This window comes from Alcanivorax sp. 24, assembly GCF_004360225.1.
Classification (GTDB): Bacteria; Pseudomonadota; Gammaproteobacteria; order Pseudomonadales; family Alcanivoracaceae; genus Alloalcanivorax; species Alloalcanivorax xiamenensis.
In genome coordinates, this window is the sequence record NZ_SNUA01000006.1 from 22078 (window position 1) to 39099 (window position 17022).

Below are 17022 nucleotides of genomic sequence, written 5' to 3' on the forward strand. Positions count from 1 at the left end.
TTGTTTGACACACTGAACGGACCGCCATGAGCAACGAGAACGAGCAGAATCAGGACACCACCGCGTCGGCGCCACCGGCGAAAAAGAAAAAGGCCGCCATCCGCCAGACAGCAGCCAGGCCGACGGCCAAAAAAGCCGCGGTGAAACGTAAAGGCACGGCACGGAAGAAAGCCGTTGCCGCCAAACCCAGCCGCCGTAGCGTTGACCAAGGCAAACGCAAGACGGTGAAGAAAGCGTCCGTGGTTATCGTCGGCGCCGGTTTTGCTGGTCTGGGTATGGCGATCCGGCTTCGTCAGGCCGGGGTAGACGATTTCGTGTTGCTGGAGCGGGCCGACGAGGTGGGCGGCACCTGGCGCGACAACACCTACCCCGGCGCCGCCTGTGATATTCCCTCCCACCTTTATTCCTACTCTTTCGCGCCGAATCCGCATTGGTCCCGGCATTTTTCCGGCAGTGCCGAGATCCTGGGTTACATCGAGCACTTGGTGAAACAGTACGGTTTGCGCGACAAGATTCACTTTCAGCAGGACGTCACCGATGCCCGCTTCGACGAAGCGAAAGGCCAATGGCGCGTGGATACCCGCCAGGGTGATGTCTGGCAGGGGCGGGCGGTGGTCATGGCTCAGGGGCCGCTTTCCAATGCCAGCTTCCCGGACATCGAAGGTCTGACGGACTTTAAAGGCAAGCGCATCCACAGTGCCCGCTGGGACCACGATTACGATTTCTCCGGCAAGCGGGTGGCGGTGATCGGCACCGGCGCCAGCGCGGTGCAGATCATTCCGGAATTGGCGAAAACCGCTGGTACTCTGAAAGTGTTTCAACGTACTCCGGCCTGGGTGATTCCACGCCCGGATTACGCCACTCCGGATTGGAACAAGGCGCTGTTCGAGAAACTGCCGCTGACCCGTAAGGCCATGCGCCAGGCGTTGTACTGGACGCATGAAACCATGGCGCTGGCGGTGATCTGGAATTCGCCGCTGACCCGTCTGGCGGAGCGGCTCAGCCTGACGCACCTGCGTAGCCAGGTGAAGGACGACTGGATGCGCCGGCAATTGACGCCGGATTTCCGCATCGGCTGCAAGCGGGTCTTGCTCTCCAATGATTACTACCCTGCTCTGCAGAGGGACAACGTGGACCTGATCACCTGGCCCATCGCCCGCATCGCGGAGAACGGCGTCCGCACCTGTGATGGCATTGAGCACCAGTTCGACTGCATCGTCTTCGCCACCGGTTTTGATGTGCCCAAGAGTGGCACGCCGTTCCCGATCCGTGGTCTCAATGGTCGCGAGCTTGGGGAGGAATGGTCCGGCGGCGCGCGGGCCTACAAGAGCGTCAGTGTGGCCGGTTATCCGAACCTGTTCTTTACCTTCGGGCCCAACTCCGGTCCTGGCCATAATTCGGCGCTGGTGTACATGGAAGCGCAACTGGACTATGCGGTAGAGGGTATTCGCCGCATTCTCGATCATGACCTGAAGATCCTTGATGTGCGCGAGAGTGTGCAGCAGCGCCATAATCGTCATTTGCAAAAGCGGCTGGCCCGGACCAACTGGAACTCCGGGTGTAAAAGCTGGTATCTGACGGAGGATGGCTATAACGCCACCATGTACCCGGGCTTCGCCAGCCAGTACCGCCGCCAGATGGCCCGGTTCGTGGATCAGCACTATCGGCGGGTGCCGCAAAGCGGGAGCGCGTGAGTCGGGGACGCTTATCAGGGAGGGAGAGCCGGCGGTCGGTGTTCCAGGACACGGAGAAGCACGGCCCTGGAACACCGACCGCTGGCTCTCCACGAGCTCTGAAACTCTTCGCTCCGAATCAACCCTGGACTACGAAGCCGCTGTGGGAAGCGGCTTTAGCAGCGAATGGGTCCCGAGAGAAGAACTCGCGCTGTTATTCGCTGGCAAGCCAGCTTCCCACAGAGGGAGAGCCTCGGAGCCGCCGTTTGGGCCGCCCGGGCGGCGCTCCGCTTGGCAGCGAATCGGCGCAGGGGTTCGCCAATGCCCGTTCGAGGGTTATAAGCGGTTTACGTATACTCTCTGAAACACCGCGCTAACGGGCCTTGATACGAGAACAGGCATCAGGATGGAGCACATGGGACAACGCTTCAAACACATTGCGGACAGTGCTCTGGAACCCTGTGAAGGTACGGTCTGTCATCATTGCGAGTGTGAGGACCGTCCGATCTTCGAATACTCCGGCCGGATCGTTGATCCGAAGCTGGCCGCCGATCCGGCGCTGGCCGAGGAGGAGCCGGAAGTGTCGGAGTTATGTGCCGACTGTATTCTCGGCGGGAACGTGGTTCGTGACATGGATGACCGTTTGCGCGCCGTGGTCGACAAACTCTCCGATGTCGAGCGGCTGTGGCGGGAGTTTCAGCAGTTGCCGGAAATACCGTTGTTTCTGCAGGGATTCGACTGGCCTTTGTGTTGCGGCGACTGGTGTGAGTTTGTCGGTTGCGCGGAAAACCACCAGAGTCTGATCGAGCGCCACGAGCAATCCCGCGCCTGGGATCGGGGACTCACCGCCTATCGCCGTGATTTCAGGAGAGACGGGGCTCCGGAATCCCTGCGGGAAATTTCGTTCTTCCGCTGTCACCATTGCCGGCGGGAAACGCACATAGACCAGTTCACCTGATTCGAATGTCCCACTCAAATACCGGTAACCGCGAAATCCAGGGCCGCGATGATGTTTTCCCTGAAATGCGCAAGAGAACCGACGGGAGCATCGAGACGCTTCACCGGCAGGGAAGAAATCTGAGGTGTCAGCAACAGTAGCACCTCATCTTCAAAATGGATTTCCGGGGTCAGGCCCCGCATGGGCTGGTCGCCAAAGGCGGAGCGCCTGGCCAGCGGAATGACGATGCGTGTCGCCAGATCCTCCAGAATGGGACTCTGTATATCCACCAGGTAGGGATAGAGGGTGCTGCTGGTATTGCTCGGATTGCGGTAAACGTCGAACTGGGCCATCAAAATTCCCGAAACTCATCTCCGAAACAGCCGTGCTGCTCAACGCTCTCGTTATACTTCCTGATTGCTGCCCGGTTCTCCTCGACCCAGCGGGCGCCCTCGTGCCGGGCCAGTTCTTCCCTGAGTGCCCGCTCCAAAGTGGCTGACAGATTGATATTGAGGGCTCGGGTCTTCTTGAGAAGGTCACTGTTAATGGACAAATTAGCTGCTTTCTTGGGGGCGGTGGTGTCGTAGATTTCGCGCATTGCAGCCTCCATGAGCGCTGTGGGTAACGTTCCTGAAGTGTATGCGCATTGAAATGCGCATACAAGGCGCTGACCGCGGAGCACTCCGCCGTCGCCAGGCATCACAGCGTGAAATACACCGCCGTGGCACCACGGTTTTCCCGCGCCCGGCGTAGTACATCCCGGGCCACGGTGCGCAGGTGCACTTCATCCGGACCGTCCATGAAGCGCAGGGCGCGGCCCCAGGTCCACAGATAGGCGAGCGGTGTGTCGGGGCTGAGTCCCATGGCACCGAAAATCTGCATGGCCCGGTCCAGTACCCGGGTTTGCAGGCGCGCGGCCACCACCTTGATCGCGGAGACCGCCACTCTGGCGGCGGCGTTGCCATGGCGGTCCATCCGCCAGGCGGCCTGAAGAACCAGCAAACGGGCCTGGTCGATCTCCAGCCGGCTCTCGGCGATCCAGTCACGGATATTGTCGAAATCGCACAGGAACTTGCCGAAGGCGCGCCGTTCCAGCGCCCGCTCGCACATCATCTCCAGGGCCAGCTCGCATTGCCCGATGGTGCGCATGCAATGGTGCACGCGGCCCGGGCCAAGCCGGGCCTGGGCCATGGTGAAACCGGCGCCGGGCTCGCCAAGCAGAAACTCGAAGGGCAACCGCACCTGACGAAACAGCAACTCGCAATGACCTTCCGGGGAGTGGTGCTGGAGGATGGGAATGTTGCGTTCCACACTCACCCCCGGGGTATCGAGAGGCACCATGATCATGGAATGCTGGTGGTGGGGGCCGCCGCCTTCATGATCATCGCAGCGTGCCAGCACGATGGCGAAGTCGCAGCGGGGGTGGGCTGCGCCGGTGATGAACCACTTGCGACCGTCCAGTACATAGTGATCGCCGTCCCGGCGCAAAGTGGTGGCGATGTTGGTGGCGTCGGAGGACGCCACGTCCGGTTCGCTCATGGCGAAACAGGATCTTAGCTCGCCTTCCAGTAAAGGGCGCAGCCAGCGGTCGTACTGCGCCGGGCTGGCGAAGCGGTGCAGTAATTCCATGTTGCCGGTGTCCGGGGCACTGCAATTGAAAACTTCCGCGGCCCACGGGATGCGTCCCATGATTTCCGCCAGCGGGGCGTAATCCAGGTTATCCAGACGGGTTCCCGGTTCGTCCTCGCGCAGTTCCGGCAGGAACATATTCCACAAGCCATCCTCCCGGGCTTGAAGCTTGAGCGGATCGATCACCGGGAGAGGGTATTCTCCGGCGTTGGCCAGCCGGTGCCATTCCGCGTTGCGGGGCATCACCCGGCGTCGCATGAACTGGTGCATCACGTCCTGGACCTGGCGGCTGTATTCGGAGAATTCAAACTCCATGGGGCGCTCCTCGCTGATTGGACCCTTCAGCCTAGGGCACTGGGGAGGAGAGGCTTTTGATGATGATCAAGAAAAATGGTAAGCACACAATACGCTGGGCGGCGGCGAGGTATGAGGCGATAGTATTGAGCCGGACGCCAAAAGAGGAGAACCTGAACCTGCGCCCCTGCAAACGCTCAAAGTAGTTGGACTTGTATCCGCGAAGCTTTCAGACAGAGTGCTCTAAAGCGTCCGGCCCAGCTCAACTCACTCTTGAGACGGTCCCGTATGCGATAACGATTCGCCAACGAGAATCCGCTGTCATTTCCTTGTCACGGTAATCCCGCTGGGGGCCTGCCATAATCGAGCGGCTTTTCGCACCCCGGAGGTATCCATGAGTTCCCCCATGCTGGAACGGCTGGTGGCCGTGGCCTGTGACCAGGATTGCCAGGCTCTCGCATCGTTGATGGATCAACGGCAATTGACACCGGAACAGGTTCATTCCCTGCGTGTGCTGATCAAACGTCAGCGCGCGTTGTGGCAGCTGATGTCCACCCAGGGTGAAAGCAAGCGCGGCCAGAAGCAGGACAAGGCGTTGCGTACCGGAGCCAGACTGCTGGCCGCTTCCCGTGATCGCCAGGTCACCGAAGAGACGCTGGCTTCATTGAAGCTGACCACGCGCCGGGATTATGAGCTGCAGGCACTGGAGCGGGTGATTGCCTGGCTGACGGAGGAGCAGGGCGAGCCGGTGGCACCGCCAGTGCCGGAAGTATTGCCTCTGGTGTTCCAGGAAGACCTGGACGCCTGGCAGGCGCTCAAGCGCAAGGGGGAGGATCAGGAGGTCATCCGCAAGGGGTACGTCACGTTGTACCGGCAATTACGTCAGCAGGCCCTGGAGACCCTGTCCGAGGGCAAGGACGAGGACTGGCACCGTTTGCGCCGCGACGTGAAATATATGCTTTATCAACTGGAGCCTCTGGGCGGCACGCTGGCGGACGCCGATGTGGATATAAAACGGATCCGCAAGCTGGGCAGTTGCCTTGGTGACCTGCACGATTTGCACATGTTGGATGACCATCTGAAACGCCGCCTCAAGAAAACCTCGGACGCTGAACTCCGTGAAGCGCTGGTCTGCGCGCGCCAACTGACCGCCCGCCGCGAAGAGAGGGTGATGACGGAGTGCCGGCAGCGTACCCGCCGTGTGTTTGAATTGAAGCCGAAAATGTTGCGGCAGGCCCTGGAGCAGCTTTCTTTTCCCGCCTGAGCGTCACCGGAGACAAGCGCTGGAATGACCCTCGCGCCAGTCCGGGCCCGGCGCTTCGAAGGCGCAAACGTCCTTTACATCGGTCAATGTCATGGACATTGGCCGCAGCGCCCTGATTGAGCCATCCGCTTGGCCGTAGCGCCGCTGATTCGGCACCATCCGACCTTCCGGTCACCCCGGGACCCCCGCATTATGGGCCAATGTCACGAGCCGCCGACCACGCGAGGATGGCGGCTCAGCCCATTCGGCGGAGAGAATCATGGCCAATAACCACTTCGATGTTCTGATCATTGGCGCCGGCCTGTCCGGTATCGGCGCCGCTTGTCATTTGAGCCGCCAATGCCCGGAGCGCAGCTACGCTATCATTGAGCGTCGTGAGCGCATGGGGGGCACCTGGGACCTGTTCCGTTATCCGGGGATCCGTTCCGACTCGGATATGTTCACGCTCGGCTATAACTTCCGCCCCTGGACCGAAGCCAAGGTGCTGGCGGACGGGCCGTCGATCCGCAACTACATCGTCGACACCGCCAAGGAATACAAGGTCGAGGACAAGATCCGCTATGGCCGCAAGATGACCGGGGCGCGCTGGTCCTCGACACAGAACCGCTGGACCGTGGATCTGGTGCGCGAGGAAGATGGCGGTACCGAACAGATCACCTGTCAGTTCCTGTACTGCTGCACCGGTTACTACAATTACGATGCCGGCTATACCCCGGACTTCCCCGGCGTGGACGACTTCAAAGGCCAACTGGTCCATCCGCAAAAATGGCCCGAGGACCTGGATTATTCCGGCAAGAAGGTGGTGGTGATCGGCAGTGGCGCCACCGCCGTGACGTTGGTGCCGGCGATGGCGGACAAAGCCGGCAGCATCACCATGCTGCAGCGATCGCCTACCTATGTGGCCACGGTGCCGCAGGAAGACCCGATCTCCGCCAATCTGCGCCGGTTCCTGCCGGAGATGGCGGTGTACCGTCTGGCCCGGGCGCGCAATATCGCGTTGCAACGCATGGTGTTCAAGCTGTCCAAGCAGCGGCCCAAGCTGGTGCGCCGCGCCTTGCTGGCCGCCGCCCGTCGTCAGTTGGGCACCGAATTCGACATGACCCACTTCAAGCCTCAGTACAACCCGTGGGACGAGCGCTTGTGCGCGGTCCCCAACGGTGATCTGTTCAAGGTACTGCGCAGGGGCAAGGCGGATGTGGTGACCGACCATATCGACACGTTCACCGAGAACGGTATTCGCTTGAAATCCGGCAAGGAGCTGGAGGCCGACATCATCATTACCGCCACCGGTCTGGACCTGCAACTGCTGGGCGGCGCCAGCCTGACCGTGGACGGTGAGGAAGTGGTGCCCAAGGATACTTTGGTGTATCGCGGGCTGATGTTGCGTGACGTGCCCAACATGGCGCTGGTGTTCGGCTACACCAATTCTTCCTGGACCCTGAAGGCGGACTTGGTCAGCGAGTATGTGTGCCGCCTGCTCAATTACATGGCGCGCAATGGTATTGAACGAGTGACGCCGCGTGACGAGGAAGGTTGCGATACCGACGACAATTTCGTCGGCCTGCAATCCGGCTATGTGCAGCGCGCCGCCGACCGTCTGCCCCGCCAGGGCAACAAGGCGCCCTGGCAGGTGCTGAACAACTACTTCAAGGATTTGCCGGCGCTGCGGTTCGGGCGGATCGAGGACGACACCCTGGAGTTCTCACCGGCTCCGGCCAGCCGTCGCCGTGGTGGTTTGCTGGCGATGTTGCGGAGCTGACGGGCCGATGACGCGCTCCTTTCCGGCATGGAGAGGGCTATTGGTGTCTCACAATTCGCCTACAGGCAGGCGGCGCCCTTCGCCGGCAAGCGGAGCGCCGTCCCGGCAGCTTCCCACGGGAGCTTTGTCGTCCCGTCCGTGGGAAGCGAGTTTACTCGCGAATAGCGTGCCGTAGGCAAGTGGTTATGCCAAAGCAGCAACGCTTACCGCCGCCGCGCGGTCAGCACTTCGCGTAATACCCGATTCTCGATGCGAAACGGCAACGACATGTGATCTTCATTCCCGATCACGGTGACGCTGCTGCGCAGTCCCCAGGCGGATAACGGCTGCAGACGCTTTTGCAATGCCACGGTGTTCTGCACCTCCTGGGGTGAATCCCGCTCCGCCACGATCAGTGCCAGACTGGTGTGTGTCACATCGATCTCGCGACTGGTGACCTGTTCGGTGAAGCGGCGCTCGGGGGGCAGTAGATAATGGTCGTGCCACCACAGGCTGGGACTGGCGGAAATATGGTGATCGAACAGTTCCGGTCGGGTGAATAGCGCGTAAACCGTGAACATGCCGCCGAACGAGTGGCCATAGAGGCTTTGTTGATCCTCGTCCACGGTGTAGTGTTCCGCGACCTTCGGCATCAGTGTTCTCTCCATGAAATCCAGCAACTGGTCCTGGCCACCCTGGGGCGGGTCGTTGCGATCCTCGGGGACCGGCGGCGAAAAATCATAGGACCGGCGCAGGAAGTTGAGCGGTTCATCTCCTGGGTACCCGATGCCGACGATGATCGCTTTCCGGTACGCCTTTTGCGCCCGTTTCGCTTCGTGCAGCGATGCGAAATAGGCGTTGGCGTCCAGCACATACAGCACCGGATAGCCGCCGGTGTAGGGCGGTTCCCCTTCCGGTTCGCTGATCATGATGCGGTAGGAGTGGCCTTCGGCGTTGACGAGCCGCCATTCCACGGTGCCACTCAACGTCACCGGAGTGTCTTTGGCGGCAGCGATCAGTGGCATGGTGATGCCGCAGAAAAACAGAGTGATCAACCAGCGGGCAGTGAAGACAATGGACATGGGGGGCTCCTACCAACGATAGCTGACGCTGCCGATCACGCTGCGGCCTTCGCCGCGATAGCAATAACCGGCCTCGCAGGCGATGTATTGTTTGTCGAGCACATTCTTGGCGTTGACGCCGACACGGAATCCGGTGAGCGCGCCACGCAGGTCATAGTGCGCGCCGAGATCCACCAACGTGTAGGCCTCGTTTTTTTTGTCGTTATTGCTGTCGCTGTAGTTGCTGCCGACATAGCGGGCGCCACCGGCCACACCGAGGCCATCGAGAACGCCTCCGTACTGATGGTATTCCAACCACAGGCTGGCCAGATGGCGGGGCCGGTTGATCGGATCCCTGCCTTCGTCGCCGTCGTTGCTTTTGGTCACCTCGGCGTCGTTGAACGCATAACTGGCGGTCATGCGCAGGGCCTCGTTGATGTCGGAAACCGCTTCCAGTTCGATGCCCCGGGAACGTTCTTCGCCGGTCTGCAAGTGATTCAGGGCATTGTCCGGATCGCGGGTGAGCACATTGGTTTGCGTCAACTGATACAGCGACGCGGTGAGCAGGGTGCGGCTGCCCGGTGGCTGGTATTTTACCCCGAGTTCGACCTGTTCTCCCTCGGTGGGTTGGTAATCCTCACCGTGGATATTGGCGCCATTCTCGGGAAGAAAGGACTGGGCATAACTGACGTAAGGCGCGACGCCGGAATCGAACAGATAGAGAGCACCGATCTGCCCGGTGGTTTTGTCATTGTGACTCTTGTCGTGACTGCCGTTGAGGCGATTCTTCTTGTCGGTGGCGCTCCAGTCCTGACGAAGTCCGGCGGACAGCCGCCAGCCACCGAACGCCATTTGGTTCGTCAGATACAGGCCGCCGCGATGCGAGATGCCGCTTTGATCGGTGAACACCGTGCCGGTGGTCGGTTTGGGGACCGGCTGATGATAGTCCGGGTTGGTGATGTCGATGGCCGGTGCCGTGCCGGACGCGTAGACCACATCGTAGTTCAGCCAGGTGTAGTCGATACCGGTGAGCAGGGTATGGCGGACCGGGCCAGTGCTCAGTTCGGTGACCAGACGGGTATCGGAAGTCACCGACTCCATGGTTTCGTAAATGCCGTAGCTGGAGCGCCGCAGCAGATTCGGGTTGCTGCTGTCGGCGCCAGTGACTCCGAGATACTGGTTGGTGGTATCAACGTTTCCGTAACGCAGATTATGCTGGAAGCGGACGTTGTTATTGAAAGCGTGCTCGAACTCATAACCCAGACTCCATTGCTGTTGCTCCAGTTTGTCGAATGCCTCGTCGCCGGGCCAGAAACGGGTCAGGGTGTCGCCTTGCTGGTAGGGCCGCGGCGAGCCGCTGGTGAGACGGTCACTGTACTGCGCCAGCAACGTCAATTGAGTGTCCTCGTCGATGCGCCAGCTCAGTGATGGGGCCAGCAGGGTAATATCGTTGTCCACCTGCTCGATATCGGTCTCGGCGTCGCGGGCGACACCGACCAGCCGGTAAAGCACATCCGCGTTCCGGTCCAGCTTGCCGCCGACATCGAACTGGCCTTGCAGGTGATCATTGTTGCCGGCCTGCAATTCCACCTCCTTGCGTGCCGACAAACTCGGCCTTTTGCTCACCCGGTTGACCATGCCGCCGGGACTGATCTGTCCATACAGTACCGAGGCCGGACCTTTAAGGATTTCCACCCGCTCCAGCGCGTAGGGTTCACTGATGTAGTAGGACAGCCAGCCGGTGTTGGGTTGGCGCAGCCCGTCCAGGAAGTCGGCGTTGGTGGTGGCCGGGTAGCCGCGCACCTTGATCTGGTCGAATCGGGGATCCAGACCAGCGCCACCGACGCTGACCCCGGCGGTGTAGGCCACCGCTTCCTCGACGCTGGAGGCTTTGCGGTCGGCGATCTGATCGGAGGTGACCACGCTGATACTCTGCGCCGTTTCCAGGACAGGAGTATCGGTTTTGGTGGCGGTACGGCTGTAACCGGCCTGATAGCCGTCCACCGGGTCGACGCCGTTGGTGCCGCCGGGCTGACCTCGCACGGTGACCGGGTCCAATACGTGCTCGGGGGCACCCTGTTGAACCGGAACTACTACGTAGCCGCCGCGGCCCTGCTCCACGGTGAGCCCGGTGCCGGCCAGCAGTTGTGCCAGGGCTTGCGCCACCGAGGTGGGCTGGCGGAGTCCGTGGGTTCGCCGTGCTTTGACCAGATCCGGAGAGAAGGACAGGGTGATGCCGGTTTGCTGGGCGAACCGGCTCAGAGCGGGAGCCAGCGGGCCGGCGTCTATACGGATGTCGCGCAGGGCCGCGGGGGGCGGTGCTGTTTCGGCGGGTGGGGTGGCAAGGGCGGGGCCGCAGCCCAGGGTTAGCGCCAGCGCGGAGGCGAGCGTACGCCGGCGCCATGGGCGGCTGGGGTGGTGAGAAAAAGAGAAAAGCATGGTGTCGTTCCGCTATCGTTTAAGGACGTGTCATCCCGTTAACCGAACGACAGGGGAAAAACCGACACACTTTCTGATTTCCTGCTAACACTGATGACCGCGACTCGGCGATTGCCACGGAGCCGCCGTGGGAGCTTCTCTGGTGCCTTGCAAGCTCGCTAGTGCGCCACTCGCCAGCAGGCTGGCTCTCACGGATCATGCTACGAAGCCGCCGTGGGAGCATGCTTGCAAGCGAATGGCCAACGGCCCGGGGGCATTCGCGGCCAAGGCCGCTTCCCACGGCGGCTTTCTTTGTCGTCCCGGCGGTGCTCCGGCGTCATGCCCGGGCCATCACCCGGACCCACCAGGATGTACGCCAGACTACCTCCACCGGCAGCAGGCGGCCGAGGTCCTCCATCAAGGCGTCGGGATGGTCCAACTGGAATACGCCGGAGAGACGCAGATCCGCCACCGCCGGATCACAACCAGTGTGCCCGCTACGGTAACGGGCCAGTTCGGCGACGAACTCTTCCAGGCGCATGTCGTCCACCACCAGCATGCCGCTCGTCCAGGCCGTTGGCGGTTGCGTTGGTGTGGCCAGAGGGGTGGCGGCGAAGTCGCCCAGCCGCCAGTGCTCACCGGGGGCGCAACGCTGCTGTTGACCGGTGGCGGTGATGGCGGTGACCTCGCCTTGTTCCACCCAGAGGGTGGCGAAATCGCCCTGGTGGTCCCGTAACAGAAACCGGGCCCGCCTGGTTTCGCAATGGCCGAAACGATGCTCGACCCGTAGCGGTCGAGGCAAGGCATAGCCTGCATCCGCTCCGCTTTCCACCCACATTTCGCCGTGATTCAGCACCAGACGCCGCTCGTTGTCGCTATAGCGCACGTCCAGGGAAGAGCGCGTATTGAGCTGGATGCGGGTACCGTCCTCCAGCGTCAGACGCTGCTGTTCTCCGGCACCGGTACGGTAGTCAGCGTGTAGTGGTGAGTGTCGGTAGGCGAGCCAACCACCGGGGGTGCCCACCAACAGTGCGAGTAGGCTCTTCAGCGCGCGGCGCCGATGCAGATCGGCACCAGCATTGTTCAGCACCGGTAAGGCCATGTCCCTGTCCGGCAGAGTCTCCAGCAGTGAACGGAATTCGCCACGCAGGCTGCACAGCCGTTGCCAGGCCAGAGCATGGTCGGGATGGTGTTCGCACCACTCGAGGATGTCCTGCCAGGCCGCCTGGCGATCATCGGTGCCGTCCAAACGCAATTGCCACTGGATCGCGGTGTGCACCACCGATTCCGGCAGAGTCCGCTCGTGGGTCATGGTCAGGCGCCGCCCTGCTCGAAGCGCAGCCGGTAGCAGTGCATCAGGGCTTCGGCCACGTAACGCTCGGCGGTGCGGGTGGAGACGCCGAGCTGTTCGGCCACTTGGCGATGACTCTGGCCACCCAACTGGTAAAGCAGGAAGGCTCGACGTACCCGGGGCTTCAGACCGTCCAGCATGGCCGCCACCCGCTCCAGCATTTGCAGGGCTTCGTTACGGGTTTCGGCGGAGGGTGCGTATCCCTGAGGCAACTGTGCCAATGCTTCCAGGTAGGCTTTTTCCAGAGCGCCGCGGCGCCAGAAATCGATTACCAGCCCCTTGGCGATAGTGCCCAGAAAAGCTCGCGGCGCTTCGCCGGTGACCGGCTTTCCGCGCACCAGCACACGCACGAAGGTGTCCTGGGCAATGTCGGCGGCCTGCTCGGTGCAACCCAGCTTGCGCCGCAACCAAAGATGCAGCCAGCCGTGGTGGTCACGATACAGCTCGGCCAGATGGGACGGATCGATTTCAGTGGCGGGCATGGGACGGAGACGGGTGGTTGGCGAAAGTGCGATGCCTGGAAGCAGGCGTTGAAAACACACATTAAACGCGAATCAGTCTCATTACAAGGGGCAATAGCAACGGCCCAACGCGGTTCTTTTCAGTATGAAGAGCCGTGGAGGCCAGGTGCAAAGTTGTTCGCTGGCAAGCCAGCTTCACACGGAGGTCCAAGAAAGCTGCTGTGGGAAGCTGGCTTGCCAGCGAATACGGACTAGTTCAGCAGTTCCGCCTGGTCCTTGTCGCGCACACCGATCAGATAGAGGATGCCGTCCAGGCCCAGCGTGGAAATCGATTGCTCGGCGTTCTTTTTCACCAGCGGCTTGGCGCGGAAGGCGATGCCAAGACCGGCGGCGCCCAGCATGGGCAGATCGTTGGCGCCGTCGCCCACGGCGATGACCTGCTCCAGGTTGATATTTTCCTGTCTGGCGATCTGTTTGAGCAGTTCCGCCTTGCGCTCACCGTTGACGATCTGGCCCACCACCCGGCCGGTGACCTTGCCGTCCTCGATCTCCAGCTCGTTGGCGTAGACGTAGTCGATGTTCAATGTGCGCTGGAGCCATTCACCGAACCAGGTAAAGCCGCCGGACAGGATCGCGGTGCGGTAGCCCAGTGCCTTGAGGGTGGGGATAAGACGCTGGGCGCCTTCGGTCAGTTCCAGGCGGTCGCGCACCCGTTCCAGAGCGCCTTCGTCCAGCCCCTTGAGCAGGGCCACGCGGGAACGGAAACTTTCATTGAAGTCCAGTTCACCGCGCATGGCGCGCTCGGTGATGGCGGCCACTTGCTCGCCCACGCCGGCCTCGGCGGCCAGCTCATCGATCACTTCCGAGCGGATCAAGGTGGAATCCATGTCGAACACCACCAGCCGCCGGTTGCGGCGGAAGGCGCTGTCACGCTGGAAGGCGATGTCCAGATTGCGTTCGTTGGCGATGGACAGAAAAGCGGCGCGCATGGACGCCGCGTCCCGGGGCTCACCGCGCACGGAGATTTCCACGCAGGCCCGGGTGTCCGGATTCTCCTGCTCGCCTTCCAGGCGAACCCGGCCGGACAGGCGGGTCATGCTGTCGATGTTGAGACCGTTGTCGGCCACCACGGTGGTGACCTCGGCCAGTTGTTCGGCGGTGATCTTGCGCGACAGCAGGGTGATGATGTGGCGGTCCTTGCCCTGGCCGGCCACCCACTCCTCGTAGCGGCCCTCATCAATTGGCCGGAAGCGCACCGAAACATTGCGCTTGTGGGCCTCGAACAACAGATCCTTGAGTAGCGGCGACGCTTCCCCCTCCGGTGGTACCTCCACCAGAATGCCCAGGGACAGGGTGTCGTGGATCACCGCCTGGCCAATATCCAGGACGTTCACCTGGTAGCGGCCCAGTATCGCGGTGAAGGCCGCGGTCAAGCCAGGTCGGTCGTTGCCGGACACCTGGATCAGAATGATCTCGCGCACTAACTATGGTCCTTGGTAAAAGGTCGGCGTAGCGTAGCAAAAAGCGCGGGCCAGCGGCAGCCCGGTTTGGCGCCATGAACAGGCTCTAAACAGGTATACTCGGCCCCGCGATTCACCCAACAGGAAATACGGAACATGTCCCTTTGGCAACGATGGCGCCCGTGGCTGCGTCAGGAGCGCGTTCTGCTGGTGGAACTGGCCACCATGCTGCTGATGGCGCTGGTGATCGGAGTCTACTTTCTGGAGCATTTTTCCACTCGTCTGGAAGAACAGCAGCGGCGGGAGTTGGCCTCCCTGGCCAGACAGACCGCCCTGCGCGCGGCTGAGTCCATGGCCGGTGACGATCTTATCAGTCTCAATGTCATCGCCCGTGAAACCCGCGCTCTGGATACCGTCAGCGAGGCGCGTTTCCTTAGCGTGGCCCGGCAACCGCTGGCGGGAGGGGAACCGCCTTCGGCGGCCACGGTGAGAGTGGAAGTGCCGGTGGCGCTGCCCGACGGCGAGCCGGCCGGAGCCCTGGTGCTGGCGGCCCATCCGAGCACCGCCCGCGAGGGGCTGGAATCCGGTTATGTGCTGGTGGTGCTTGGCGTGTTGTTGCTGAGAGTGGCCGGTGAAGTCATGTGGCGTCGAATCCAGCGAGGACTGCCGGCCAGGAGGGACGATGAGGCGTCGGGCAGCAGTGGCGGATGTGACGACGCCGACGCGCTGGATGGTGCGCCGCCGTCCATCGTTTTCCAGCGTCCGCAAAGCAGTGGCGGGTCGGACGGCAGCGATCTGCGCCTGAGTATCGTCAATTTTGATCACTTCCGGCAGCGCTATACGGCCGAGGCTCTGCGGGCCTTGCTGGATGACTATCATCATCTGTTGAGTGAAGTGGCGCACTTGTACGGTGGCCAGGTGGAGCGTGGGCTGGGGGATCGTGCGCTGGTGCGTTTCCCCGGACAGCCGTTGTCGTCCACTTCCTTCGCCGCGCTGTGCGCGGGCCTGCTGTTCCTGCGCCTGGTGCGCCTGCAGGGGCCCCGCCGCAAATCCCACCAGGCGCCGGCGCTGGAATTCAAAGCCCTGGTCTGTGACAACTTCGGGGAAGAGGAGAGCTGGGCGTTGTGCGTGGCCGGCGTACCGGGCCGGTTACAGGTGCCGGAAAGCCAGCTCACCCGAGGAGAACTGGATGTGAAAGCTCTGTACCAGCCGGAGCGGGCACTGACGGTGATGGCCGGTGAGCGCCAGGTGCGGCTGCAGCCGGTGGAGCAGCTGGCCTACCGTTACCAGGCGCTGCTGCGCAGTCAGGCGGAAGCGGTGATGGGCGACGGGTTGGGCTCCGGCCCGGCGGGCGAGGACGGTGTCTCGCCGAGCAGGTAATCATTCATCGCCACGGCGATGCGCTGGGGCAGGTCGGGCATGCCCTGATTGCCGAACAGACGGTTGAACTCCAGCACATAGGGATGACCGTCCACCCAGGCCACGTCGAAGCCGGCGTAATCGATGCCCAGCCGCAGGGCCAGGTCGTGCACCAGTGCCACCGCGGCTTCCGGCACCGGCAGGTCATGGCGTACCCGGCCGCCGCGTGCCACGTTATTGAGGAAGCCCTCGCCCTCGCGCCAGTAAGCGGCGATCACCTTCCGGCCCACCACCACCACGCGCAGATCGCGCACGATCGGCAATAGCCTCTGGATGTAGAGCACATCGTTTTGCGCGGCGAACGCCTGTAATTGCGGGCGGTTCTCGATCAGGAACACGCCCTCGCCACGGCTGGAGCGGACCTGTTTGCCCACGAACGGGAATGTCCAGGTGTCCAGGATACGGCTTACCGAAACGCTGTCGGAGGGCAGCACCTCGGTGGCTGGCAGATGCTGGGGGCAGGCCAACTCCAGAGCCCGGGTCATTTCGATCTTGTCGTGGCCCAGATGATAGGAGGCCGGGCTGGGAAAAATGGGCCGCCGCAGTACGTAGTGCAGGCCGTGCAACTGCCAATACGCGGGGAACAGCAACCAGTCGGCTTCGCTCAATTCGCTCACGTGGGCGGCGGCGTGTTCCGGTTTGATGTAGCGAACCGAAGCCAGCCCCAGGGTGCGGAAGGGATCAAAGGTGATCAGTTTCAACGCGGGACAGCACCATTCAGCCGTAACGGACGATTTTATAGGGCTAAATCGGAGGCTCGGCAAGCAAATTCAGCGCTGTCCCGCGGCGGCGATTCAGCCTGGCCGGCGGCACTCCGGCGGCAGCGACAAAGGGCCGCCTTGGTGCTGTTCCAGCAGCCGCAGAAAATCCGTGCCGACGCCCCGTCCCCGGGTGGACGGGTGCACCACCATCCACAGCAGGGTCCCGTCGTCCACGGCGGCCACCGCCACCGGCTGACCGTTGAAATGGGCGCCAGCGATGGTGTGCCCGGCGGCGATGGCCTGGCGTAGCGCCCGGGCGTGATCGGGATCCTCGCGCAGGGTCTTGGCGAACGTGTCGTTGAGGGTGTCACTGGCGGCGTGAATCTGGAGCTGAATCGGCATGCGGTCTCCCGGAGACGGTCAAAAAACGTCCGTGCCCGGCCGATCTCGGCGGGTCACGTAGGCTAAAGGGTCGGTTCCCTAGTATACTACCCGTCTAAGAGCCTGTTTATGATCTCTACGCCACCGCGCCGGAGTTCTCTTCTCACCTGGTAGAAAGTGTCGTCAGGGTGTGATTCCGATTGTGCGGTGTAGCCCATCTACATAAACAAGCGTA

Annotated in this window: 16 protein-coding genes; 6 read left to right on the plus strand and 10 right to left on the minus strand. The window is 62.2% G+C overall.

Going from position 1 to position 17022, the window contains the following annotated elements; translation table 11 throughout:
- Positions 1–26 precede the first annotated feature (26 nt).
- Positions 27–1694: an NAD(P)/FAD-dependent oxidoreductase gene (locus E0L37_RS09775; RefSeq protein ID WP_133491563.1), complete on the plus strand. Its 1668-nt coding sequence runs from the start codon at positions 27–29 to the stop codon at positions 1692–1694.
- A 394-nt stretch (positions 1695–2088) separates the two neighbouring features.
- On the plus strand, positions 2089–2631 hold the full coding sequence (locus E0L37_RS09780; protein ID WP_159660912.1) for a CbrC family protein: 543 nt from the start codon (positions 2089–2091) through the stop codon (positions 2629–2631).
- 14 nt (positions 2632–2645) lie between these two features.
- Here the strand turns inward: E0L37_RS09780 and E0L37_RS09785 are convergent, their stop codons facing one another.
- The 3 genes from E0L37_RS09785 to E0L37_RS09795 form a co-directional block, all read right to left on the minus strand.
- Complete coding sequence (locus E0L37_RS09785) at positions 2646–2963, minus strand: CcdB family protein (RefSeq protein ID WP_133491565.1); 318 nt, start codon at positions 2961–2963, stop codon at positions 2646–2648.
- A complete protein-coding gene (locus tag E0L37_RS09790) occupies positions 2963–3208 on the minus strand; it encodes a type II toxin-antitoxin system CcdA family antitoxin (RefSeq protein ID WP_133491566.1) in 246 nt (81 codons plus the stop codon). Before E0L37_RS09790 ends, E0L37_RS09785 begins: the two co-directional genes overlap by 1 nt.
- 101 nt (positions 3209–3309) lie before the next feature.
- The gene (locus E0L37_RS09795; RefSeq protein WP_133491567.1) at positions 3310–4554 is read right to left on the minus strand and encodes an acyl-CoA dehydrogenase family protein; all 1245 of its coding nucleotides are present in this window, start codon (positions 4552–4554) and stop codon (positions 3310–3312) included.
- 59 nt (positions 4555–4613) lie between these two features.
- On the opposite strand from E0L37_RS09795, the gene E0L37_RS21855 reads away from it, so the two are divergent.
- The 3 genes from E0L37_RS21855 (at position 4614) to E0L37_RS09805 (ending at position 7556) form a co-directional block, all read left to right on the plus strand.
- Positions 4614–4739, plus strand: coding sequence for a hypothetical protein (locus tag E0L37_RS21855; protein WP_255433142.1), 126 nt, complete (start codon positions 4614–4616; stop codon positions 4737–4739).
- A 188-nt stretch (positions 4740–4927) separates the two neighbouring features.
- Complete coding sequence (locus tag E0L37_RS09800; protein WP_133491568.1) at positions 4928–5797, plus strand: CHAD domain-containing protein; 870 nt, start codon at positions 4928–4930, stop codon at positions 5795–5797.
- A 259-nt stretch (positions 5798–6056) separates the two neighbouring features.
- Positions 6057–7556: an NAD(P)/FAD-dependent oxidoreductase gene (locus E0L37_RS09805; protein WP_133491569.1), complete on the plus strand. Its 1500-nt coding sequence runs from the start codon at positions 6057–6059 to the stop codon at positions 7554–7556.
- 203 nt (positions 7557–7759) lie between these two features.
- On the opposite strand, the gene E0L37_RS09810 is transcribed toward E0L37_RS09805, so the two are convergent.
- From E0L37_RS09810 to serB, 5 genes are all read right to left on the minus strand, one after another.
- On the minus strand, positions 7760–8617 hold the full coding sequence (locus tag E0L37_RS09810; RefSeq protein ID WP_133491570.1) for an alpha/beta hydrolase: 858 nt from the start codon (positions 8615–8617) through the stop codon (positions 7760–7762).
- Between the two features lie 9 nt (positions 8618–8626).
- Positions 8627–11035: a TonB-dependent siderophore receptor gene (locus tag E0L37_RS09815; RefSeq protein WP_133491571.1), complete on the minus strand. Its 2409-nt coding sequence runs from the start codon at positions 11033–11035 to the stop codon at positions 8627–8629.
- Positions 11036–11351: 316 nt separating this feature from the next.
- Positions 11352–12326, minus strand: a complete 975-nt coding sequence (locus E0L37_RS09820; RefSeq protein WP_133491572.1) for a FecR domain-containing protein — start codon at positions 12324–12326, stop codon at positions 11352–11354.
- Between the two features lie 2 nt (positions 12327–12328).
- A complete protein-coding gene (locus E0L37_RS09825; RefSeq protein WP_133491573.1) occupies positions 12329–12847 on the minus strand; it encodes a sigma-70 family RNA polymerase sigma factor in 519 nt (172 codons plus the stop codon).
- A 230-nt stretch (positions 12848–13077) separates the two neighbouring features.
- Positions 13078–14307, minus strand: a complete 1230-nt coding sequence (gene serB / locus E0L37_RS09830) for a phosphoserine phosphatase SerB (RefSeq protein ID WP_133491574.1) — start codon at positions 14305–14307, stop codon at positions 13078–13080.
- A gap of 135 nt (positions 14308–14442) precedes the next feature.
- Here serB and E0L37_RS09835 point away from each other — a divergent pair, with 135 nt between their 5' ends.
- Positions 14443–15666, plus strand: coding sequence for a hypothetical protein (locus tag E0L37_RS09835; protein WP_133491575.1), 1224 nt, complete (start codon positions 14443–14445; stop codon positions 15664–15666).
- Here the strand turns inward: E0L37_RS09835 and E0L37_RS09840 are convergent.
- A complete protein-coding gene (locus E0L37_RS09840) occupies positions 15591–16406 on the minus strand; it encodes a RimK family alpha-L-glutamate ligase (RefSeq protein WP_133491576.1) in 816 nt (271 codons plus the stop codon). The two genes, E0L37_RS09835 and E0L37_RS09840, sit on opposite strands and share 76 nt — an antisense overlap.
- A gap of 93 nt (positions 16407–16499) precedes the next feature.
- On the minus strand, positions 16500–16808 hold the full coding sequence (locus E0L37_RS09845; RefSeq protein WP_133491577.1) for a GNAT family N-acetyltransferase: 309 nt from the start codon (positions 16806–16808) through the stop codon (positions 16500–16502).
- Positions 16809–17022: the final 214 nt, after the last annotated feature.